General features: G+C 71.9%; 22 protein-coding genes and 1 riboswitch. Of the genes, 15 read left to right on the plus strand and 7 right to left on the minus strand.

The features are described 5' to 3' along the window. Positions 1-32: 32 nt before the first annotated feature. On the minus strand, positions 33-635 hold the full coding sequence (locus OF852_RS00495) for a TetR/AcrR family transcriptional regulator (RefSeq protein WP_271119859.1): 603 nt from the start codon (positions 633-635) through the stop codon (positions 33-35). 72 nt (positions 636-707) lie between these two features. Here OF852_RS00495 and OF852_RS00500 point away from each other — a divergent pair, with 72 nt between their 5' ends. Continuing rightward, positions 708-1,697 (plus strand): NAD(P)-dependent alcohol dehydrogenase, encoded by a 990-nt coding sequence (locus OF852_RS00500; protein ID WP_271119860.1) that lies wholly within the window; start codon positions 708-710, stop codon positions 1,695-1,697. Between the two features lie 77 nt (positions 1,698-1,774). Here the strand turns inward: OF852_RS00500 and OF852_RS00505 are convergent, their stop codons facing one another. Then, complete coding sequence (locus tag OF852_RS00505) at positions 1,775-2,647, minus strand: helix-turn-helix domain-containing protein (protein WP_271119861.1); 873 nt, start codon at positions 2,645-2,647, stop codon at positions 1,775-1,777. Positions 2,648-2,716: 69 nt separating this feature from the next. Further along, positions 2,717-3,571, minus strand: coding sequence for an SDR family oxidoreductase (locus OF852_RS00510; protein WP_271119862.1), 855 nt, complete (start codon positions 3,569-3,571; stop codon positions 2,717-2,719). Positions 3,572-3,936: 365 nt separating this feature from the next. Between OF852_RS00510 and OF852_RS00515 the strand changes: the two genes are divergently transcribed. Both OF852_RS00515 and OF852_RS00520 read left to right on the plus strand, forming a co-directional pair. Next, on the plus strand, positions 3,937-4,287 hold the full coding sequence (locus tag OF852_RS00515; RefSeq protein ID WP_271119863.1) for a hypothetical protein: 351 nt from the start codon (positions 3,937-3,939) through the stop codon (positions 4,285-4,287). Positions 4,288-4,388: 101 nt separating this feature from the next. Then, positions 4,389-5,213: an alpha/beta fold hydrolase gene (locus tag OF852_RS00520; RefSeq protein WP_271119864.1), complete on the plus strand. Its 825-nt coding sequence runs from the start codon at positions 4,389-4,391 to the stop codon at positions 5,211-5,213. Here OF852_RS00520 and OF852_RS00525 read toward each other — a convergent pair. Beyond that, entirely contained in the window at positions 5,176-5,532 is a 357-nt protein-coding gene (locus tag OF852_RS00525) for a nuclear transport factor 2 family protein (protein WP_271119865.1), read from the minus strand. The genes OF852_RS00520 and OF852_RS00525 overlap by 38 nt on opposite strands. A gap of 176 nt (positions 5,533-5,708) precedes the next feature. Between OF852_RS00525 and OF852_RS00530 the strand changes: the two genes are divergently transcribed. The 7 genes from OF852_RS00530 to OF852_RS00560 all read left to right on the plus strand — a co-directional run bounded on the left by OF852_RS00530 (position 5,709) and on the right by OF852_RS00560 (position 9,196). After that, a complete protein-coding gene (locus OF852_RS00530; protein ID WP_271119866.1) occupies positions 5,709-6,338 on the plus strand; it encodes a hypothetical protein in 630 nt (209 codons plus the stop codon). A gap of 1 nt (position 6,339) precedes the next feature. Beyond that, entirely contained in the window at positions 6,340-6,864 is a 525-nt protein-coding gene (locus tag OF852_RS00535; protein WP_271119867.1) for a hypothetical protein, read from the plus strand. A gap of 74 nt (positions 6,865-6,938) precedes the next feature. After that, positions 6,939-7,166, plus strand: a complete 228-nt coding sequence (locus OF852_RS00540) for a hypothetical protein (protein WP_271119868.1) — start codon at positions 6,939-6,941, stop codon at positions 7,164-7,166. Between the two features lie 139 nt (positions 7,167-7,305). Beyond that, complete coding sequence (locus OF852_RS00545; RefSeq protein WP_271119869.1) at positions 7,306-7,686, plus strand: excalibur calcium-binding domain-containing protein; 381 nt, start codon at positions 7,306-7,308, stop codon at positions 7,684-7,686. Positions 7,687-7,719: 33 nt separating this feature from the next. Further along, complete coding sequence (locus OF852_RS00550) at positions 7,720-8,391, plus strand: LON peptidase substrate-binding domain-containing protein (RefSeq protein ID WP_271119870.1); 672 nt, start codon at positions 7,720-7,722, stop codon at positions 8,389-8,391. A gap of 5 nt (positions 8,392-8,396) precedes the next feature. After that, complete coding sequence (locus OF852_RS00555) at positions 8,397-8,585, plus strand: hypothetical protein (protein ID WP_271119871.1); 189 nt, start codon at positions 8,397-8,399, stop codon at positions 8,583-8,585. A gap of 35 nt (positions 8,586-8,620) precedes the next feature. Further along, positions 8,621-9,196, plus strand: coding sequence for a hypothetical protein (locus OF852_RS00560; RefSeq protein WP_271119872.1), 576 nt, complete (start codon positions 8,621-8,623; stop codon positions 9,194-9,196). On the opposite strand, the gene OF852_RS00565 is transcribed toward OF852_RS00560, so the two are convergent. Further along, positions 9,193-9,561 carry a DUF1801 domain-containing protein gene (locus tag OF852_RS00565; RefSeq protein ID WP_271119873.1) on the minus strand — a complete coding sequence of 123 codons (369 nt, stop codon included), beginning with the start codon at positions 9,559-9,561 and terminating at the stop codon, positions 9,193-9,195. The two genes, OF852_RS00560 and OF852_RS00565, sit on opposite strands and share 4 nt — an antisense overlap. Before the next feature lie 85 nt (positions 9,562-9,646). Then, positions 9,647-9,744, plus strand: a riboswitch (glycine riboswitch). Positions 9,745-9,894: 150 nt separating this feature from the next. Here OF852_RS00565 and gcvT point away from each other — a divergent pair. From gcvT to gcvP, 3 genes are read left to right on the plus strand one after another with little or no spacing between them, the layout of a single operon-like run. Next, complete coding sequence (gene gcvT, locus OF852_RS00570) at positions 9,895-11,037, plus strand: glycine cleavage system aminomethyltransferase GcvT (RefSeq protein WP_271119874.1); 1,143 nt, start codon at positions 9,895-9,897, stop codon at positions 11,035-11,037. A 1-nt stretch (position 11,038) separates the two neighbouring features. Next, positions 11,039-11,410: a glycine cleavage system protein GcvH gene (gene gcvH / locus OF852_RS00575; protein ID WP_271119875.1), complete on the plus strand. Its 372-nt coding sequence runs from the start codon at positions 11,039-11,041 to the stop codon at positions 11,408-11,410. After that, a complete protein-coding gene (gene gcvP / locus OF852_RS00580) occupies positions 11,410-14,265 on the plus strand; it encodes an aminomethyl-transferring glycine dehydrogenase (RefSeq protein WP_271119876.1) in 2,856 nt (951 codons plus the stop codon). The genes gcvH and gcvP overlap by 1 nt, the downstream gene beginning before the upstream one ends. Before the next feature lie 85 nt (positions 14,266-14,350). On the opposite strand, the gene OF852_RS00585 is transcribed toward gcvP, so the two are convergent. Both OF852_RS00585 and OF852_RS00590 read right to left on the minus strand, forming a co-directional pair. After that, on the minus strand, positions 14,351-15,142 hold the full coding sequence (locus OF852_RS00585) for a CPBP family intramembrane glutamic endopeptidase (protein WP_271119877.1): 792 nt from the start codon (positions 15,140-15,142) through the stop codon (positions 14,351-14,353). A 4-nt stretch (positions 15,143-15,146) separates the two neighbouring features. Further along, the gene (locus OF852_RS00590) at positions 15,147-15,488 is read right to left on the minus strand and encodes a thiol-disulfide oxidoreductase DCC family protein (RefSeq protein ID WP_271119878.1); all 342 of its coding nucleotides are present in this window, start codon (positions 15,486-15,488) and stop codon (positions 15,147-15,149) included. A gap of 255 nt (positions 15,489-15,743) precedes the next feature. Between OF852_RS00590 and OF852_RS00595 the strand changes: the two genes are divergently transcribed. Both OF852_RS00595 and OF852_RS00600 read left to right on the plus strand, forming a co-directional pair. Next, entirely contained in the window at positions 15,744-17,534 is a 1,791-nt protein-coding gene (locus tag OF852_RS00595) for an ABC transporter family substrate-binding protein (protein ID WP_271119879.1), read from the plus strand. A gap of 184 nt (positions 17,535-17,718) precedes the next feature. Further along, positions 17,719-19,263: an ABC transporter permease gene (locus OF852_RS00600; protein WP_271119880.1), complete on the plus strand. Its 1,545-nt coding sequence runs from the start codon at positions 17,719-17,721 to the stop codon at positions 19,261-19,263. Positions 19,264-19,311 lie beyond the last annotated feature (48 nt).

The raw sequence follows: 19,311 nt of genomic DNA on the forward strand, positions 1-19,311 counted from the left end.
TCGGCACCTTGCTCGTCGCCGCGATGCGCGCGTCAGGAGGGGCGGCGCCGATCCACGGTTCGGCAACCGCGCTCGAAGAGTTCCACCACCCGCAGAGCCTGGGTTCGCGCGTCAGCCGGGGTCGTGTGCACGACGGCGCGGATGCTGGTGAGGACGATCCGGATATCGTCGAGGCTGAGATCCTCGCGAATCGAGCGCTCCCGACGAGCACGCGCAATCAGGTCGTCAAGTCGCGCGAAGGCTTCACGCCGGAACTGCGCGAGCTCGCTCGAGACATCCAGTCGCCCCGTGAGCGCCGTCATGACCCCGGGCTGTTCCGCTTCGATCACGGCGAACTCGCGGACGGCGCGGAACAGGCTCGCGCCGGCGTCGCCGGCGTCGCCATCGACGGCACGATGCACGACCTCGCGACAGTGATCGAGCTCGCGTTCGTAGACGGCCGCGAGCAGCGCGCCTCGATCGGGGAAGTGCCGGTAGAGCGTGGCCGCGGACAGGCCCGCCTGCCGGGCGATCGTCGACAGCGGTGCGTCGATGCCCTGCTCGTGCAGCACGTCTCGCGCTGCCGTGACCAGGCGTGCGCGGTTGCGTGTCCGATCTGCGCGACGTGGTGTGCTCGGATTCTCGATCTGCGACATCTGCTGCGGTATCTGCTCTCGGTTGACGTCGAAACGTATGCCTGCTCTCGTTTCGACCCTAGCGTCGATGACATGACGAGCGCCGACCACCCTGACCACGCCGACCCGACGATGCGAGCCGCGCTGTTCGACCGGTACGGCGGCCCAGACGTGCTGCGCATCGCGGAGGTCCCTGCTCCTCGGACCGGTTCCGGCGACGTGCTGATCCGCGTGCAGGCATCCAGCGTCAACGGCGGTGAGCTCGCGGGGCGACGCGGGGACCTGAAGTTCGTCACCGGCCGAAAGTTCCCGAAGCGCATCGGCATCGACTTCGTCGGCACGGTCGTCGAGACCGGCGCCGACGCTGAGTACGCGCCCGTCGGGACCCGGGTGTGGGGCACCGTCGACGAGCGCGGCATGCAGGGATCGCTCGCCGAGTACATCGCGGTCGAGCCGCACCGATTCAGCACTGCCCCGGCTGGTCTGACCGCTGTGGAGGCGGTCGCGCTGCTCGCGGGAGGCACGACGGCCCTGTCAGCCCTCCGGGATGTCGCCCGGCTGCGCTCCGGGGAACGACTCCTCGTTCGCGGGGCATCCGGTGGCGTCGGCAGCGTCGCGGTTCAGATCGGCGCTGCACTCGGCGCGCGCGTCACCGGTCTCGCCCACCCCGACGCATTCGGCTTCGTCCGAGAGCAGGGGGCCGACCGTGTCCTGGACTACGCCACCTCTCCCGCTGAGCTCGGAGAATACGACGTCATCTTCGACACGCGGGGCACATCGCTCGGACAGTATCGGCGCCTGCTCGCTCCCGACGGACGGATGGTGACGATCGCGTTCGACCTGCGACGTCCGCTTCGCAGTCTCGCCGCGCTGCAATGGTCACGGCTTCGTCGCTCGCGTCCGCTCGGGCTGTTCCTCGGGCATCCTGATCGACCGCTCTTCACCGATGTCGCCGAGCTCGCCGCGCGCGGCGCGATCAGGCCGGTCGTCCACAGCGTGCACGACCTCCGAGACATCGTCGCGGCGCACGAGCAGGCGGAACGGGAACGAGTCCTCGGCAAGATCGCCATCGACCTCGAGTGAGTGCCGTGGCCGAGAGCTGAGTCTCTCGTCGCCGACGCGACCTGTTCGACCGGGAGCACGACCCGGGTGCCGATCTCTCAGGCGTCGACGTCGCGCTTGTCGTCCATGTCCGCCACGTTGCGTGTCCAGCTGGCGAGCAGGGAGAGCCTCTCGTCGGAGTCGCTCCCCGGCTCGGTCGTGTAGAGGTACAGCACCTGACTGGGGTCGCCGGGCAGGGTGAAGGTCTCGAACTCCACGCTGAGCTCTCCGACGACCGGGTGATTCAGGTGCTTCGTGCCGTGCGTCCGCTGGTGCACCCGATGCGCCGACCACCAGTGCCGGAACTCGGGGCTTTCGAGGGTGAGTTCGCCGACGAGCCGCTGAAGACCCGCATCGGCCGCGTTCCCGGCAGCGTCCAGGCGGAGGGCCTCGACGGCGTTGCGAGCCTGATCCTCCCAGTCGGCGAACACCCGGCGAGCCTGGGCGTCGAGGAGCATCCAGCGGGCGTAGTTGCGATCTTTCGCGGGCATCGCCTCGAAGTCGGTGAAGAGTGCCCGAGCGAGGCGGTTGCTCGCCAGGACGTCCGTCCGTCGCCCCAGGATCAGGGCGGGCTGCGTGCGGAACGTGTCGAGCAGCCGGTGGACGCCGGGACGGACGCGCTGCACCACGGGGCGGGAGTGCGATGCGGGTGCCGAGTCGGCGAGCGTGCGGAGGTACGCCTGACCGGCCTCGTCGAGGTCGAGCGCCCGCACGAGGGCATTGAGCACCTGTGGTGACGGCGTGATGTCGCGGCCCTGCTCGAGGCGTGTGTAGTAGTCGGTGGAGACACCGGCGAGCAGCGCGACCTCCTCGCGTCGAAGCCCCGCCACGCGGCGGACGCGGCCGTCGGGAAAGAGCCCGGACTGGTCTGGGTCGCGCCTCGCGCGAGCGCTGCGCAGGAACTCGCCGAGCTCGCGTCGCGGGTTGCTCATCGGGCCATCCTCTCAAGAGGGCGATCGGGCCCGCCGAAGTCGGCTCCGACGGGCCCGCCCCCGATGCGATCAGCGCACGTAGTCGGTGCTGTGCGCGAGGTCGCGTCCGGCGAGGATCTCCGCCTTCAACGAGTCGACCTTGGTCTCGGCGAGGCCGGAGGAGTCCGAACCGAGCTGCTGATGCAGCGGGCCGCCCTCGCGCCGGGCGATCTCGACGAAGGCCGCGGCGGCCATGGCCGGGTCGCCCGGCTGAGTGCCCGGCATCGCCTGATGCGCCGCGATCATCTCGCGAATCGCCGGGTACGCGTCCGAGGATGCTTCGGTGAGCGCCAGCGAGTCGTCAGTCAGGAAGGCCGTGTCGAAGTAGCCCGGCTCGACGACGGTGACACGGATCCCGAAGTCCGCGACCTCGCTCGCCAGCGCCTCGGAAAGGCCTTCGACCGCGAACTTCGCGGCGCTGTACAGTCCCCAGCCGGGGAAGGCGAGAAGGCCGACGATGGAGGACAGGTTGATGATGTGCCCGCGTCCCGCCGCACGCATCTGGGGGAGGACGGATCGGATGACGTTCCAGGTGCCGATCAGCTGGACCTCGAACATCGCGCGGATGTCCTCGGTGCTCGTCTCCTCGACGGCCCCGAGGATGCCGTAGCCCGCGTTGTTGACCACGACGTCGATCCCGCCGAATCGCTCGGTCGCCTCCGTGATCGCGTGGGCCACCTGCGCCTCGTCCGTCAGCGACACCTCCAATGCGCGCAGATTCGTGGTGTCTGCGCCGGCGAGCGCGGTCAGCAGGCGATCTGCCGAGCGGGTCGTGGCGGCCACATGATCACCGCGCTCGAGAAGGTGCTTGACGAGGTTGAGGCCGAGGCCGCGGGATGCGCCGGTCACGAACCACACGGCGGGGCGATCGGTGGGGTAGGTCATGGAAGGTTCCTCTCGGAGTCGGTGCTTCCACTCTCCGTCGTCACGCACGACGGAATCAGGGCACGACTGGCCCGGCTCCGCCTAGGACCGGCAGACCTCCCCATGGAGGTCCGTCCCGGCTGGATCAGCTCGTCCTGGAATGCCCAAATGCCTGGAGGGTGCCCGTCCGTCACGGCCGTGCCCATGTCACGCCGCGATCCCGGACGGCGACCTCCCGCGACCTTCCCTCGCCGGCATCCGGGGGTCGCCGATAGTCTCGCGTCATGTGGAGGCGCAGACCGAGAGTCGTCGTGAGGCGGCAGGGCGTCGCTCCGCACACCCCCCGAGGACTCCTCGCGCGGCTCGAGGGAGCTCGGCTGTACTCCGTGGAGTTCGTCGTCGACTACATGCAGCTCCGGTTCGACGGCGGCGGCATCGACGGCGGTCCGGCCGTCCTGAACTGCTACGTCTGGCCGCGAGTGGAGTCCGGCGGTCGCGAGTGGAGAGAATCGGACCTGGGATACGCCGACGTCCTCCGACGTCTCATCCCCGCGACCGTCACGGCGACGACGGAGGCTGACGGTGTCGGACTGCGCATCGAGCTCGGCGCCGAGGCGATCGTGATCGACCCGGGCCTCGAGGAGGTCGTCGTGGAGATCGCGGAGCTCATGGGGTTCGCCGACGGTGCGTGGATGACGTGGCGGCCCGGCGAGGACGTCTTCGAGCATCTCGTCTGAATCTCGGTGCGCCCCGGCGACACCACTCGGCGAGTGGGTGAGGCGACCGCGCCGCCGCACCGCTCGACCCCGCTGTCGGACGCCGTCCCTAGGCTGGCCCGGTGATCGATCCCGAGCCGTACCTCGTCCGCCGCGGGCGGGGCACGCCCCTGCTGTTCGTCCACGGGAACGGGGTCGACCACCGCGTGCACCTCGAGCTCGACGAGCTCTTCGAGGAGCTCGGCGGTTGGGAGCGCATCCACGTCGACCTGCCCGGCTTCGGCCGGACGCCGGCCCTCGGCGAGCCGGGCGGCCTCCCCGAGCTGGCCGACTGGCTCGCGGCGGCGCTGCCCGAGCTGGTCGGAGATGCCGAGTACGCGGTGCTGGGCAGCTCGCTGGGCGGACTGCTGGCGCGGGATCTCGTGGCGCGCGACCCGGGCCGTTGCCTGGGGATGGCGCTGCTGGTCCCCGTGGTCGACGCCGTGCGCGCGCGGCGGACCCTGCCGCCGCCGGTCGTGCTGCGCGCCGATCCCGAGCTGCTCGCCTCGCTCGACCCCGAGGATGCCGCCGAGTACGCCGAGATGGCGGTCGAGCAGTCGCGCGAGGGATGGGAGCGGTTCGCCCGCGCCGTGCTCCCGGGCGTGCGCGCCGCCGACGAGGGCGCGATGCGCCGCCTCGGCGAGCACTACGAACTCGCTCCGCTGCCCGATGCGGGGTGGGGCGGATTCGCGCGACCCGTCCTGATCGTCGCGGGACGCCAGGACGCCGTCGTCGGCTTCGAGGATCAGGAGCGGGTGGCCTCCATGTTCCCGGCCGCCCGGCTGGCGGTCCTCGACCGGGCCGGACACAACATCCACCTCGACCAGCCCGAACGGGTGCGCGCCCTGCTCGCCGAGTGGGCGGACCGGATCAGGACGGGTCGGCCTGGTCCATCCACCACTCCGTGAAGGCGACCGCGCGGCCGTCCGGCGCGAGGTCGACGACCCACAGGTTCGAGTAGACGGTCCCCTTCTCGGGGTAGCGGGTCTCGGCCTCGATGAAGGCCCGATCGCCGGCGCGGTCGATGCGCCCCACCTCGAAGCCCCAGCTGCCGGGCTCGTCGCGGCGCCCGAGCCACTCGGCGACGATCGCGTCGTGGCCGACGGTCGGCGGCTTCCACGGGTCGGTGCGCACCTCGGCGTCCTCCGTGAAGAGTCCGCGGATGTCGTCGGCGTCGTTGCTCCTCCAGGCCCGCACGTACCGCGCGACCCACTCCTCGGCGTCCATGCCCCGACGCTACGCCCGGCGTCCTCGCCGAGCGAGGCGCGTTTCTGCCGAACGAGGTGCGGATGCCGCCTCGCTCGGCGCACGGGAGGCACGGTCGGCGCGAGGCGGCGCGGCACGCTCGCCGTTGCACGGCGCGCCCCCCGAGCGGGGGACGGCCCGCGCGATACCGTGCGAGCGTGGTGATGCTCGAGGGCGTGGATGCGGCGCAGCAGCGGCGGGACGCCGCCCGATCCGAGGCGGCCGTCGGCGCCCGGCGGCACCGAGCCCCGACCGAGCCGATCACGGCCACGCAGGCGCACCGCGACCTCCGCATCCTCATCGAGGGTCGTCAGCGGGTCGATGCCGCGATCGCCCGCCTCCGCGCGAACGGCGCCCGCACCGAGACCCTCGCCGAGTACGTGCCCGCGCACCGGCTGCTCTGGGTGATCCCGCGCAAGTCGACCCTCCGCGGCGACACCCGCGTGTGGCGGCTCGGCGAGCTGCTCCTGGCCCCCGACGGCGAGCTCTTCTCGACGGGCAGCGTCGTGCGGGTGGGGGAGCCGCAGCGGGCGCGCGTGCCCTCCCGCGCGCAGGAGGTGCGCCGCGAGTTCCGCGCCGCCGCACGGCGGGCGGGTGCCGGCGAGGGTGAGACGGTCGACGTCGGCGCCACCCGGATCCCGTGGGAGTCGGAGGCGCTCCGCAAGGGCGCGCACCCGGTGCTGCTGCTCGACGAGGAGCTCGTCGTGCGGTGGGGCGCCGGCGCGGGCACGCTCATGCCCTTCGGCGAGTACCTCGAGGACCGCCTCGAGCACCTGCTCGACTCCTGACGTGGACCCCGCGCAGACGGCGGCGCTCGCCCGCGAGCTCGCGGGGATGCTGCGCTCGATCGCCGCGCGGGACGAGCAGCTCGCGGAATGGGTGCCGCCACGGCGCGTGATGCTCGTGTCACGCGGGCCGTCGATGCGCGCGCTCGGGCGGGTGTGGCGGCTCGGCGCCCTGCTCCTGGATGCGGAGGGCGGCCTCCGCGAGACGGGCCGCATCATCCGGGTCGAGGAGACCCCGCGGCGCAGCATCCAGTCGGCGACGCAGGAGGAGCGGATCCTCCAGCGGCAGGCGGCTCGCCGTGCCGGCTTCCCGCTCGGGGAGACGGTCGTCTTCGACGCGGACCCCATCCCGCTCGACGAGGCGGCGCTCGCCGCGGCGACGGCCGAGCGCACGGGTCCGCTCGTGCTCCGCGACGGCGAGGTGCTCGTGCGCTGGGCGCCGCACGCCGGCGACGCCGCGCTCGCACCGGTCGAGGGCTACCTCCGCGACCGCGCCGCGCTCCTCGCCGAGCCGCCGCGCGGCACCTGAACCGCCTCCCGGCCCCGCCTGGGGGTTCGCTCCGATCCGGCGGCCCGCGGCTGCTGCTGGAGCACACTCGGTGCATGACGGAGCAGCAGGACCCCCGGCACGCCGGCAAGGCCGACATGGACCACGAGACGACGATGGAGGTCGACGGGGTGCTCGTCGAGCAGCGCGGTCGCATCGTCGAGAAGGACGCCGGCGGATTCGCGCACGACGTCACCGAGGAGCGCGCTGCCGAGGACCTCGCCCGTCGCGACGAGGCCGCCCACGCGCACGGCGACGAGGCCGTGCCCGACGGGCACGCCTGAGCGGGACCGCCCGCCGCCGCCGCCGGCCGCCGCCCGTCCGGGCGGGCCCGCAGCGTGCCGCCCGGACGGGGGAGCCCCGGACTGGGGAGCCCCGGACTGGGGCACGCGGCGAGGAGGCGCGCGGATCTAGCCTCGCGTCATGATCCGCACCGACCGTGCCGCCCGCATCTCGCTCACCGTCGTCGCCGCGACCGGCGTCGTGATCGCGGGGCTCCTGACCCCGCAGCTCGCGGGCGCCGCGCCGCTCGCGCCGGCGGTCTCCGCGCCCGCCGCGGCCGCCGCCTCCTCGTCCGGTCCCTCGACGGTGCTCCGCACGGCCGCGAAGCCGAAGCCGAAGAAGTACGCGAACTGCACCGCGATCAACAAGGTGTACCCGCACGGCGTCGGCAAGAAGGGCGCGAAGGACAAGGTCCGCGGCAGCACGAAGCGCGTCACGAACTTCACGGTCGACTCGGCGACCTACAAGCTCAACTCGAAGTCCGACCGCGACAAGGACGGCATCGCCTGCGAGAAGCGCTGAGCGGCTGACCCCCCTCTTCGATAGCGTGGAGGCATGACCGAGCCGATCGCGATGTTCCCGCTCGGCGCGGTCCTGTTCCCGTCGATGCCGCTCGCGGTGCGCGTCTTCGAGGAGCGCTACCTCGCGATGCTCGCCGAGGTGCTCCCGCTCGACCCGCCCGAGTTCGGCGTCGTGCTCATCGAGCGCGGCCGCGAGGTCGGGGGCGGGGATGCGCGATTCGGCGTCGGCACGGTCGCCCGGATCAGCGAGCTCGAGACGGGCGAGGGCTTCGTCGCGCTGCTCGGCGTCGGCACGCGCCGCGTGGAGGTCGTGGACTGGCTGGTGGACGACCCCTACCCGCGTGCCGTGGTGCGCGAGCTCGGCCCGCTCGCGTGGGACGAGGCGCACCGCGAGCTGCTCGTCGCGACCGAGCGGACGGTGCGCGCGGCGCTCGCGGTCGCGAGCGAGTACCGAGAGCTGCCCTTCGCGCCCGACATCCCGATCGCCGACGAGCCCGTCGCGGCGGCCTGGCAGCTCGCCGCGATCGCGCCGCTGGGCCAGCTCGACCAGGTGCGCCTGCTCGGCAGCACGAGCGTCCAGGAGCTCCTCGAGCGCACCGCCGAGGCGACGACGGCCGCGGTCGAGCAGATCGCGTTCAGCTGGGATGACGACGCCGACGCCGCCGAGGCCGGCGATGGGGAGCCCGGCGGGCCGGTCGAGCCGTGATCGGGATGCTGCCCGCCTTCCCCGTGCCGGTCCCGCCCGGTGCCGGCCCGCTCGCGGCGATCGCCTTCGCGCTCATGGGGCTCGCGACCCTCGCGGTCCTCATCTGGCAGGCGGTGCGGTACGTCCGCGAGCACCGCGAGGACGACGAGCACCGTCCCGGCCCCGGCGGTCAGCCGCCGCACGAGCCGCGCTGAGCCGACATCCAGGCACCGCCGCGAGAATGGTCCCGATGTCCCGAGGTCCCTGGTTCAGCGGCGTGATCGCCGCGCTCTTCCTCGTGCTCGGGATCCTCAACTCCGCCCTCTCCGTCGGCTTCGGCCGCGGCTCCGGGTGGGAGCTGCTCTGGAGCTTCGGCCTGACGCTCGACTTCCTCGCGATCGCGGTCGTCCTCGGGATCGTCACGGTGGTCCGCGTCAAGCGGTCCCGGCTCCCGAAGACCGCGCCGACCGGTCCCGTCATCCTCCGCGGCGGCCGCGTGGAAGAGGCCCCGACGAACCCGCTCGTGCAGATGCCGGCCGTCATCGGCGCGCTCTTCACCTCCGCGACCATGGTCGTCTGGACCCTCTTCAGCGGCATCCCGATCCTGGCGGCGATCGCGCTCAACGAGACGCCCAAGTACCTCAGCAACGTCGGCGGCGTGTTCTTCTTCGGCGTGCTCTGGGTGCTCGGGGTGGTCTTCAGCGTCATCGGCTTCCGGATCGACGCCGGCCGTCGGCACCGCATCGTCTCCCTCGTGGGGCTCGGGCTCGGCGTCCTCATCGCTGCGCCGGTCATCGCCGCCGCGGTCCTCTACGCGACCTCCTAGCGCGAGGCGGCGAGCTCGCCCTGCCGGACGGCGACGACCCGGCGGATGTCGCCCTCCCCGAGCGGGGACGCGGCGGTGAACTGCAGGGTCGCGCCGACGAGGCGCCCGCTGCCCAGCTCGCCCGCGAGCGCGGCCGCGGCGGGCGCGCTCATGACGTGGAGGCTCAGATGCCGCGCGGCCTTCGAGAGGCCGACGAGGCCCCGGCCCTCCAGCTTCATCACGATGATGCCGTAGGAGATGACGCCGACGGCGCCGGGGGCGGCCGCCTCGATGACGCGGCGGACGGCCGCGAGTGCCGCGGCATCCTCGTCCGCGAGGGCCGCGAGGTACTCCTCGGGTGTGGATGCCGGGACTCCGCACTGCATGCCGACATCCTCCTCCTCCGAACCGCCGGATGTCACCCGGTCGAAACACAGGCTTGCTACGCTGGCCGCACAACCGAACACGGCCGCACGCGCTGCGGGAGAGTCCGACCGCCGAGGCGGGAGGACACCGAAGGAGCAAGCCTCCCCGCCAATCTCTCAGGTCACCAGTACCGCAGCGACGAGGCCACTCTGAAGAGCGTCCCCACGGCTTGCCGGCGGGGGCCGCCCACGGTGAAAGCGCCCACCCGGCGCGAAACTCTCAGGCCCAGGTACAGAGGGGGAGTCCACGCCCGGCGGCGCCGTCGTCCGGGGATCACGAGGACAGGACCCGCGATGACCGAGCTCCGCACACCGCTCCACGACCTGCACGCCGCAGGCGGAGCGTCCTTCACCGACTTCGGCGGCTGGCAGATGCCGGTCCGCTACAGCTCCGATCTCGCCGAGCACCACGCGGTGCGCGAGGCCGCAGGCCTCTTCGACATCTCGCACATGGCGCAGCTCATGATCGCCGGGCCGGACGCGGCGGCGTTCCTGGATGCGGCGATCACCGCCGACGTGAGCGCGATCCCCGTCTCCCGCGCCCGCTACGCGATGCTCCTCGCCGAGGACGGCGGGATCATCGACGACCTCATCGTCTCCCAGAACGCGCCCGGCGAGTACCTCGTCGTCGCGAACGCGGGCAATCACGACGCCGTCGTCGAGGCGCTCACCGCGCGCATCGAGGGCTTCGAGGCGACGCTCACCGACCTCCGGGGCCACCTCGCGCTCATCGCCGTGCAGGGCCCCGCCGCGCAGCGCATCCTCGAGGCGACGGCGGGGCTCGTGCAGGCGCCCGAATGGGCGATGGGGCACGACCTCGAGGAGCTGCCGTACTACGCCGTGATGGGCATGCGCTTCTCCTCCGGCGGCCGCGACTCGGCCGTGCTCGTCTCGCGCACCGGCTACACGGGCGAGGACGGCTTCGAGCTCGCGGTCGACACGGCGCACGCGGCCGCACTCTGGCAGGCGCTCCTCGCCGCGGGCGAGCCGCTGGGCCTCGTCCCCTGCGGGCTCGCCGCGCGCGACACCCTCCGTCTGGAGGCGGGGATGCCGCTCTACGGCCACGAGCTCTCGCGCGAGACCCAGCCGGCGCAGGCGGGGCTCGGCCGGATCGCGCCGCCGAAGACGAAGACCGCCGACTTCACCGGCCGCGCCGCCGTCGAGCGGGGCCCCGGCGACGACGCCCGCGTGCTCGTCGGCCTCCGGGCGGAGGGCCGCCGCGCCGCACGCGCCGGCTACCCCGTGCTCGCGGGCGAGGAGGTCGTCGGCGAGGTCACGAGCGGGGCGCTGTCGCCGACGCTCGGCTTCCCCGTCGCGATGGCCTTCGTCGATCCCGCGCACCGCGAGCCCGGCACCGTCCTCGACCTCGACGTGCGGGGCACCCGCATCCCCGCGACCGTCGTCGCCCTCCCGTTCTACTCGAGAAAGAAGTCCTGACATGGCCGACCTCAGCGCCCTCAAGTACACCGCCGAGCACGAGTGGGTCGCCGTCGACGGCGACGTCGCGACGATCGGCGTCACCGCCTACGCCGCGCAGCAGCTCGGGGATGTCGTCTACGTCGACCTCCCGGCCGTCGGCACGCAGATCTCGGGCGGCGCGGTCGTCGGCGAGATCGAGTCGACGAAGTCGGTCGGCGAGCTCTTCGCGCCGATCGACGGCGAGGTCGTCGAGGTGAACCAGGCCGTCGTCGACAGCCCCGACCTCGTCAACGCCGAGCCCTTCGACGGCGCCTGGCTCATCAAGGTCCGTTTCACCGCCCTCCCCGAGCTCCTCTCGGCGGACGAGTACGCCGCGATCACGGGAGCCTGATGACGGAGCGCTTCGCCGACCGCCACATCGGCACCGACTCGGTCGAGCAGCTCCACATGCTGCAGACCGTCGGCTACGGGACCATCGACGAGCTCATGGATGCGGCGGTGCCCTCCGGCATCCGGGTCGCGGCCGCCGCGGCCGAGCAGAGCGGCATCCCGGCCGCCGTCTCCGAGCGGGAGGCGCTCGCGGAGCTGCGCGCGCTCGCGGGCCGCAACCGCGTCCGCCGCTCGATGATCGGGCTCGGCTACCACGGCACGATCACGCCGGCCGTGATCCAGCGGAACGTGCTCGAGAACCCGAGCTGGTACACGGCCTACACGCCGTACCAGCCGGAGATCTCGCAGGGCCGGCTCGAGGCGCTCCTCAACTTCCAGACGATGGTCTCGGAGCTCACCGGCCTCGACACCGCGAACTCCTCCATGCTCGACGAGGGCACGGCGGTCGTCGAGGCGATGCTCCTCGCGCGGCGCGCCTCGGGCGCGGCCTCCCGCGTCTTCCTCGTGGATGCGGATGCGCTCCCGCAGACGATCGCGCTCCTCGAGGGGCGCGCCGAGGCGGTCGGCATCGAGATCCGGGTCCTCGACCTCGCGGGCGCGGAGGCGGCATCCCTCCCGGAGGCCTTCGGGATCTTCGTGCAGTATCCGGGCGCCTCGGGCCGCATCTGGGATCCGAGCGCGGTCTTCGCGGCGGTCAAGGCGGGCGGCGGCGTCGCGATCGGCGCGGCCGACCTGCTCGCGATGACGCTCCTGACCCCGCCGGGCGAGCTCGGCGCCGATGTCGCGGTCGGCACGAGCCAGCGATTCGGCGTGCCCATGGGATTCGGCGGCCCGCACGCGGGCTTCATGGCCGTCCGGAAGGGCCTCGAACGACAGCTGCCCGGGCGCCTCGTCGGCGTCTCGCAGGATGCCGACGGCCACCCCGCCTACCGGCTCTCGCTCCAGACGCGCGAGCAGCACATCCGCCGCGAGAAGGCCACCTCGAACATCTGCACGGCGCAGGTCCTGCTCGCCGTCATGGCGTCCATGTACGCCGTGTACCACGGGCCGGGCGGGCTGACGCGGATCGCGACCGAGGTCCGCCGCCGCGCCATCCAGCTCGGCTCCATGGTCATCGCGGCCGGCGGCGAGCTCGGCGGCGAGGACTTCTTCGACACGCTCGAGGTCGTGGCACCGGGACGCGCCGCGGCGCTCGTCGCGGAGGCCGGCGAGCGCGGCTACCTCCTCCGGCTCGTCGACGCCGACCGTGTCGGCATCACGGTCGACGAGACGACGACGGATGCCGACCTCGTCGCCGTCGCGGGCGTCTTCGGCTGGAACGAGCCGGACGCGCCGGAGCCCATCCGGGGCGCCGGTCTCGGCACCCGATCCTCGACCTTCCTCGAGCACCCGGTCTTCAACACGCACCACTCCGAGACCGGCATGATGCGGTACCTGAAGTGGCTCGCCGACAAGGACTACGCGCTCGACCGCGGCATGATCCCGCTCGGCTCCTGCACCATGAAGCTCAACGCGGCGACCGAGATGGCGGCGGTGACCTGGCCCGAGTTCGCCGAGCTCCACCCCTTCGCCCCGCGGGACGACGTCGAGGGCTCGCTCGCGCTGGTCCGCCAGCTCGAGGACTGGCTCGCCGAGGTGACGGGCTACGACACCGTCTCGCTGCAGCCGAACGCGGGCAGCCAGGGCGAGCTCGCCGGCCTCCTCGCGATCCGCGGCTACCACCTCGCGAACGGGGACGCGCAGCGCACGGTGTGCCTCATCCCCGCCTCCGCGCACGGCACGAACGCGGCGAGCGCGGTGCTCGCGGGGATGCGGGTCGTCGTGGTCGCGACGGGCGTCGACGGGGATGTCGACCTGGCCGATCTGCGTGCGAAGATCGCCGCGAACGCGGACGCGCTCGCGGCGCTCATGGTCACCTACCCCTCGACGCACGGGGTCTACGAGCACGAGATCCGCGAGGTGGCGGACGCCGTCCACGCGGCGGGCGGGCAGGTCTACGTCGACGGCGCGAACCTCAACGCGCTGCTCGGCTACGCGCGCTTCGGCGACTTCGGCGGCGACGTCTCGCACCTCAACCTGCACAAGACCTTCTGCATCCCGCACGGCGGCGGCGGCCCCGGCGTCGGCCCGGTCGCGGCGAAGGCGCACCTCGCGCCCTTCCTGCCCGGCCACCCGATGGCGCAGTCCTCCGAGCACGCGGGCGGCGTGTCGCACGACGGCGCGCCCGTCAGCGCGGCGCCATACGGCTCGCCGTCGATCCTGCCGATCTCGTGGTCGTACGTCCGGATGATGGGCCTCGAGGGGCTCACGCAGGCGACGGGCGCGGCGGTGCTCGCGGCGAACTACGTGGCGGCGCGACTGCGCGAGCACTTCCCGGTGCTCTACGCGGGCGAGGGCGGCCTCGTCGCGCACGAGTGCATCCTCGACCTCCGCCCCCTCAAGGAGGCGACCGGGATCACGGTCGACGACGTCGCGAAGCGGCTCATCGACCACGGCTTCCACGCGCCGACCATGTCGTTCCCGGTCGCGGGCACGCTCATGGTCGAGCCGACCGAGTCGGAGGACCTGCCGGAGCTCGACCGCTTCATCGACGCGATGATCGCGATCAAGGCGGAGGCGGACGCCGTCGCGGCGGGGGAGTGGCCGGCCGGCGACAACCCGCTCGTGAACGCGCCGCACACCGCCGAGTCGGCGATCGCGGGGGAGTGGACGCATCCCTACTCCCGCGAGCTGGCGGTGTACCCGGCGCCGGGTCAGGTCCGCGCGAAGTACTGGCCGCCGGTGCGCCGCATCGACCAGGCCTACGGCGACCGCAACCTCGTCTGCGCCTGCCCGCCCATCGAGGCCTTCGCCTAGCTCCCGTTCGCAATAGACACGTCTCTCGCCCCGTGGACGCCGCAACAGCGCGGTCCGTCGAGCAGGAGACGTGTCTATTGCGATCTCAGGAGGCCGGGGGGAGGCCGAAGAGCTCGGGGAAGGCGGCGGCGGCCCAGGGGTAGCCGATGAAGATCGCCGCGTCGATGATCGTGTGCGCGATGACGAAGGGCAGGACGCGCTTCGTCCTCGAGTAGAGCCAGCCGAAGAGCAGGCCCATGAGCAGGTTGCCGGCGAACGCGCCGACCCCCTGGTACAGGTGGTAGGTCGCCCGGAGCACGGCGGTCGACGCGATGATCGTCCAGCTATTCCAGCGCAGATCGCCGAGGCGCGCGAAGAGGTACCCGATCACGATGATCTCCTCCGTCGCGCCCGCGCGGAAGGCCGAGAGCAGCAGCACGGGCGCCGTCCACCAGTGCTCGTCGAGGCCGGCCGGGTCGACCGCGACCGCGACACCGGCGGCGCGACCCGCGAGGTAGACGACGATGCCGGGCACGCCGATCGCGAGGGCGAGACCCGCGCCCCACAGCGCATCCCGCCCGGGTCGTGCGAGGTCGATGCCGAGCCGGCCGAGGTGCGGTCTGGCGCTCGACCAGAGCAGCCAGCACACGAGCACGACGGGCACGAGGTCGAAGAAGACGGAGAGCAGCTGGTACAGCAGGTCGAAGATCTCGCGGTCGCTCCGCGAGGGGTTGAGCGTCGCCGTCTGCGAGGAGATCGACTGCTCGCGGCTGAGCCGGTCGGCGAGCTGCACGACCGCGTAGACGGCGGAGGCGCCGAGCGAGACGCCGAGGACGAGCAGGATCTCGGCCCCGATGCGTCGACGCGAGGCGGGCAGCCCGCCGTCGATGCCGCTCACGCGCTCAGCCCCGGACGGGGATGCGGTGGCGGATGCGGGCGAAGCCGAGGTACGCGAGCTCGGCGAGCTGCCGGAACGGGGGAGTCCGCAGGAGGTGCCCCGCGAAGCGCAGTCGGGCGTCGGGCTGGGCCCGCAGGATCCATGACCAGGCGCCGACACCGGCGATCTGCCGCGACGGGGTGAGGATCCAGACGCGGCCGTCGACCTCCTCGCGGCTCAGCGCGTAGGCGTCGAGGTCGAGATCCTGGTACGGCACGGCCTCGGGGAAGCGCGAGAGGCGGTGTCGCAGGGTGCGGACGGTGGCGCGACAGACGGCGCACGCTCCGTCGTAGATGAAGAGGGTCATCGGGTCGATGCTACGCGCCCCGAGGCACAACAAGCCGGAGTGAGTGCACGTCACACGGCGTTTTCTTGCAGGACGCGCCACCACGGCGCAACAGATCCCAATGCCACGCAATGAATCGGCATTCGGGTTTCCACCGCGTAACGTTTCCGCCTAGGGTTTGCCGGGGCCCTGGCCCTCTACTTAGGGTCAAGGTATCCAGCGTGGCATGCCGGGCGAACCGTCCTGCCTGTCTCGCCAACTTGCACAGGAGGAACAATGCCAATCTCTGCACCGCGCTTCCGGCGCGTGGCGGCGGTCGCCATCGCAGCAGGCGCGTCGGCGCTCGTGCTCGCGGGCTGCACGACCGATGGCGGCGATGAGGGGGCCCCCACCGGCGGCACCATCACCGTCGCGACCACCAACGCCTTCACGTCGTTCAACGGGGACACCCCCCAGGCGAATCTCGACACCAACGGCATGGTCGGCTACCTGACCGGCGTCAGCGGCGGTCTCGGGCTCGGCGGCTTCCAGCGCCTCGATGCGGACTTCAGCATCCTCAAGGACGAGAGCTTCGGCACCTACGAGAAGCTCAGCGACGACCCGCTCACGGTCGAGTACAAGCTCAACGAGGGCCTCACCTGGTCCGACGGCGAGCCCATCACGGCCGACGACATGCTCTTCGCGTGGGCCCAGAGCTCCGGCTACTACGACGACGCGACGCTCGACCCGGCCACGGGCGAGGCGACCTCCGGCACGCAGTACTTCAGCCTCGCCGGCAGCACGACGGGTCTCGACACGACCGCGCTGCCCGAGATCGGCGAGGACAACCTCTCGCTCACCCTCGTCTACGACAAGCCGTACGTGGACTGGGAGCTCGTGAACCTCATCGGCAAGCCCGCGCACGTCATGGCGGAGAAGGCCGGCGTCACGCTCGAGGAGTTCACGCAGAACCTGCTCGACTCGCCGGAGGGCGACCCGGAGAACCCGGGTGAGCCCAACGAGATCCTCAAGGCCGCGGCCGACTTCTGGAACACGGGCTACGACGTCACGTCGATGCCGGACGACGAGTCGCTCCTCGTGGGCAGCGGTCCCTTCGTCGTCACGGGCTTCAACCCGGAGAACGACATCACGCTCGAGAAGAACCCCGAGTACCAGGGCGACCTCTCCCCGTCGTACGACAAGCTGATCATCCGGTTCATCGGCGACGCCAACGCGCAGGTCACGGCCCTCCAGAACGGCGAGGTGAACGCGATCTACCCGCAGCCCAGCGCCGACACGCTCACCGCGCTCGAGAGCGCCAACGCGACCGTCCACGAGGGCGACCAGGTCTCCTACGACCACCTCGACCTCAAGTTCGGCAGCGACGTGTTCAAGGACAAGGACGTTCGCGAGGCCTTCCTCAAGACGGTCCCGCGCCAGCAGATCCTCGAGTCAATCATCACCCCGATCAACCCCGAGGCCGAGGTGCTCAACTCGCAGATCTACGTGCCGCAGAACGCGGACTACGAGGCCGCGGTCGAGGCGAGCGGCTACGACGAGTGGGCCGAGCCGGACATCGAGGGCGCCAAGGAGCTCCTCGACGGCGCGACCCCGACCGTCCGCATCCTCTACAACACGGACAACCCGAACCGCGTCGACTCGTTCAACGCGATCCGCCAGTCCGCTGAGGAGGCCGGCTTCAAGATCGAGGACGCGGGCTCGCCCGACTGGTCCAGCCTGCTCGAGGGCGGCGACTACGACGCCTCCATCTTCGGCTGGATCTCGCCCGGCGCCGGATCCGCGGGCCTCCCGCAGATCCTCCGCACCGGCGGCGGCGGCAACTACAACGAGTACAGCAACGCCGAGGCGGACAAGCTGATCGACGAGACGCAGACCGAGCTCGACCCGGCTGCCCTCGAGGAGAAGAAGATCCAGATCGACGCGCTGACCGCGGAGGACGCCTACGGCCTCCCGCTGTTCCAGCTGCCGGGCCTCTTCGCCGACAACGGCTCCGTCGAGGGGCTGGCCTACTTCGGCGGACAGACGGGCATCGTCTGGAACGCGCAGGAGTGGACCCTCACGGAGTAGTCCGCAGGGCGCACCGCGCCCCCTTCGAGGCGGGGCGTCGGAGTATCCACTCCGACGCCCCGCTCTCTGCCCGCTCCCGCCCGCATCCGTCATGGCGGGCGGGCTCCAGCGGTTAGGCTTGCCCGGGCCTCCCGGCGTTCGACGGCGATCGCCACCCGGCACGCACGACAGAGTTAGGCGAATCTTGGTCGGCTTCATCCTGAGACGCATCGCGGTCTCGATCCTCATCCTCGTCGCGGCATCGTTCATCATGTACGTGCTGGCGGCGAGCTCGGGCAACCCCCTGCAGGACCTCGAGGGCTCGAATGCGCCCAACAAGGCCCAGCTCATCGCGGCGCGCGTCGACGCGCTCGACCTCGACGTGCCGCCGCCGCTCCGCTGGTTCATCTGGCTCGGCGGCGCCGCGCAGTGCCTCGTGCCGTTCACCGGCGGCTGCGACCTCGGCCTCACGATCGCCAACGCCGACGTGCTCACGATCCTCCCGACGGCGATGGGCTCCACGATCCAGCTCGTCTCGGGGTCGTTCGTGCTCGCGCTGATCCTCGGCGTCGTGGTCGGCATCGTGACGGCGCTGCGGCAGTACAGCGGCTTCGACCTCGCGATCACCTTCCTCAGCTTCTTCCTCTACTCGCTGCCCTCCTTCCTCGTCGCGGTGCTCCTCAAGGAGTTCATCGCGCTCGGGTTCAACGACTTCCTGCAAGCCGACGAGGCGATCTCCGTGCCGGCGCTCATCGGGATCGCGATCGTCGCCGGCCTCATCTGGCAGGTCCTCGTCGGCGGCCCGCTCCGGCGCCGGCTCATCGTGTTCGGCGTCTCCGCCCTCGCGACCGGCGGCGTGCTCGGCTGGATGACGGCCACCGACTGGTTCAAGACCCCCGGGCTCGGGCCGGTCGGCGTGCTCGTGCTCGTCGTCGGGATCGCGCTCGTCACGGTCGCCGTGGCGGCCGGCCTCTCCAATCGGCGCGCGCTCATCGTCGCGGGCCTCAACGCCCTGATCGCCTACATCGCGTTCTTCGCGCTCCAGGGCCTGTTCGACATCTCCAGCTCCGGCACCCTCGTCATCCTCGCAATCGCGACCCTCGCGGTCGGGCTCATCTCGGGCGCCGTCCTCGGCGGGCACGACCGGGGCCAGGCGATGCGGGTCGGCGCGATCGTCGCCGTCCTCTCGGGCGCCGTCGTCCTGCTCGACCGCTTCATGCAGTCCTGGCCCGACTACATCGGCTCGCCCCGCATCAACGGGCGCCCGATCGCGACCGTCGGCGCCTCCACCCCGGGCTACAGCGGCGACGTGTGGGTGACCGGGATCGACACCTTCACCCACCTGCTGCTGCCGACGATCGCGCTCCTGCTCATCAGCTTCGCCGGGTACACGCGCTACGCCCGCGCCGGCCTCCTCGAGGTGCTCAACCAGGACTACATCCGCACCGCGCGCGCCAAGGGCCTCCCGGAGCGCGTCGTCGTCGTCCGCCACGCGCTGCGGAACATGCTCATCCCGATCGCGACGCTCGTCGCCGCCGACATCGGCGCGCTGCTCGGCGGCGCCGTCATCACGGAGCAGGTCTTCGCCATCAGCGGCATGGGCCGACTGTTCAACGCCTCGCTGCAGCGCGTCGACCTGAACCCGATCATGGGCTACTTCCTCGTGATCGCGTTCACCGCGATCCTCTTCAACTTCCTGGCCGACCTGGCCTACGCGGCGCTCGACCCGAGAGTGCGGGTGCGCGCGTGATCCGCCGCGTCCGCCCGGCGGCCGCCGCCGCATCCCCCGTTAGGAGCG

This window comes from Homoserinibacter sp. YIM 151385 (assembly GCF_027912415.1).
Lineage (GTDB): Bacteria > Actinomycetota > Actinomycetes > Actinomycetales > Microbacteriaceae > Schumannella.

What these genes read in the sequence shown, in the direction of transcription:
- OF852_RS00495 (WP_271119859.1), bottom strand. Translation starts at nt 635, where the DNA reads ATGTCGCAGATCGAGAATCCGAGCACACCACGTCGCGCAGATCGGACA.
- OF852_RS00500 (WP_271119860.1), top strand. Translation starts at nt 708, where the DNA reads ATGACGAGCGCCGACCACCCTGACCACGCCGACCCGACGATGCGAGCC.
- OF852_RS00505 (WP_271119861.1), bottom strand. Translation starts at nt 2,647, where the DNA reads ATGAGCAACCCGCGACGCGAGCTCGGCGAGTTCCTGCGCAGCGCTCGC.
- OF852_RS00510 (WP_271119862.1), bottom strand. Translation starts at nt 3,571, where the DNA reads ATGACCTACCCCACCGATCGCCCCGCCGTGTGGTTCGTGACCGGCGCA.
- OF852_RS00525 (WP_271119865.1), bottom strand. Translation starts at nt 5,532, where the DNA reads ATGGACGCCGAGGAGTGGGTCGCGCGGTACGTGCGGGCCTGGAGGAGC.
- OF852_RS00540 (WP_271119868.1), top strand. Translation starts at nt 6,939, where the DNA reads ATGACGGAGCAGCAGGACCCCCGGCACGCCGGCAAGGCCGACATGGAC.
- OF852_RS00545 (WP_271119869.1), top strand. Translation starts at nt 7,306, where the DNA reads ATGATCCGCACCGACCGTGCCGCCCGCATCTCGCTCACCGTCGTCGCC.
- OF852_RS00550 (WP_271119870.1), top strand. Translation starts at nt 7,720, where the DNA reads ATGACCGAGCCGATCGCGATGTTCCCGCTCGGCGCGGTCCTGTTCCCG.
- OF852_RS00555 (WP_271119871.1), top strand. Translation starts at nt 8,397, where the DNA reads ATGCTGCCCGCCTTCCCCGTGCCGGTCCCGCCCGGTGCCGGCCCGCTC.
- OF852_RS00560 (WP_271119872.1), top strand. Translation starts at nt 8,621, where the DNA reads ATGTCCCGAGGTCCCTGGTTCAGCGGCGTGATCGCCGCGCTCTTCCTC.
- OF852_RS00565 (WP_271119873.1), bottom strand. Translation starts at nt 9,561, where the DNA reads ATGCAGTGCGGAGTCCCGGCATCCACACCCGAGGAGTACCTCGCGGCC.
- gcvT (WP_271119874.1), top strand. Translation starts at nt 9,895, where the DNA reads ATGACCGAGCTCCGCACACCGCTCCACGACCTGCACGCCGCAGGCGGA.
- gcvH (WP_271119875.1), top strand. Translation starts at nt 11,039, where the DNA reads ATGGCCGACCTCAGCGCCCTCAAGTACACCGCCGAGCACGAGTGGGTC.
- gcvP (WP_271119876.1), top strand. Translation starts at nt 11,410, where the DNA reads ATGACGGAGCGCTTCGCCGACCGCCACATCGGCACCGACTCGGTCGAG.
- OF852_RS00590 (WP_271119878.1), bottom strand. Translation starts at nt 15,488, where the DNA reads ATGACCCTCTTCATCTACGACGGAGCGTGCGCCGTCTGTCGCGCCACC.
- OF852_RS00595 (WP_271119879.1), top strand. Translation starts at nt 15,744, where the DNA reads ATGCCAATCTCTGCACCGCGCTTCCGGCGCGTGGCGGCGGTCGCCATC.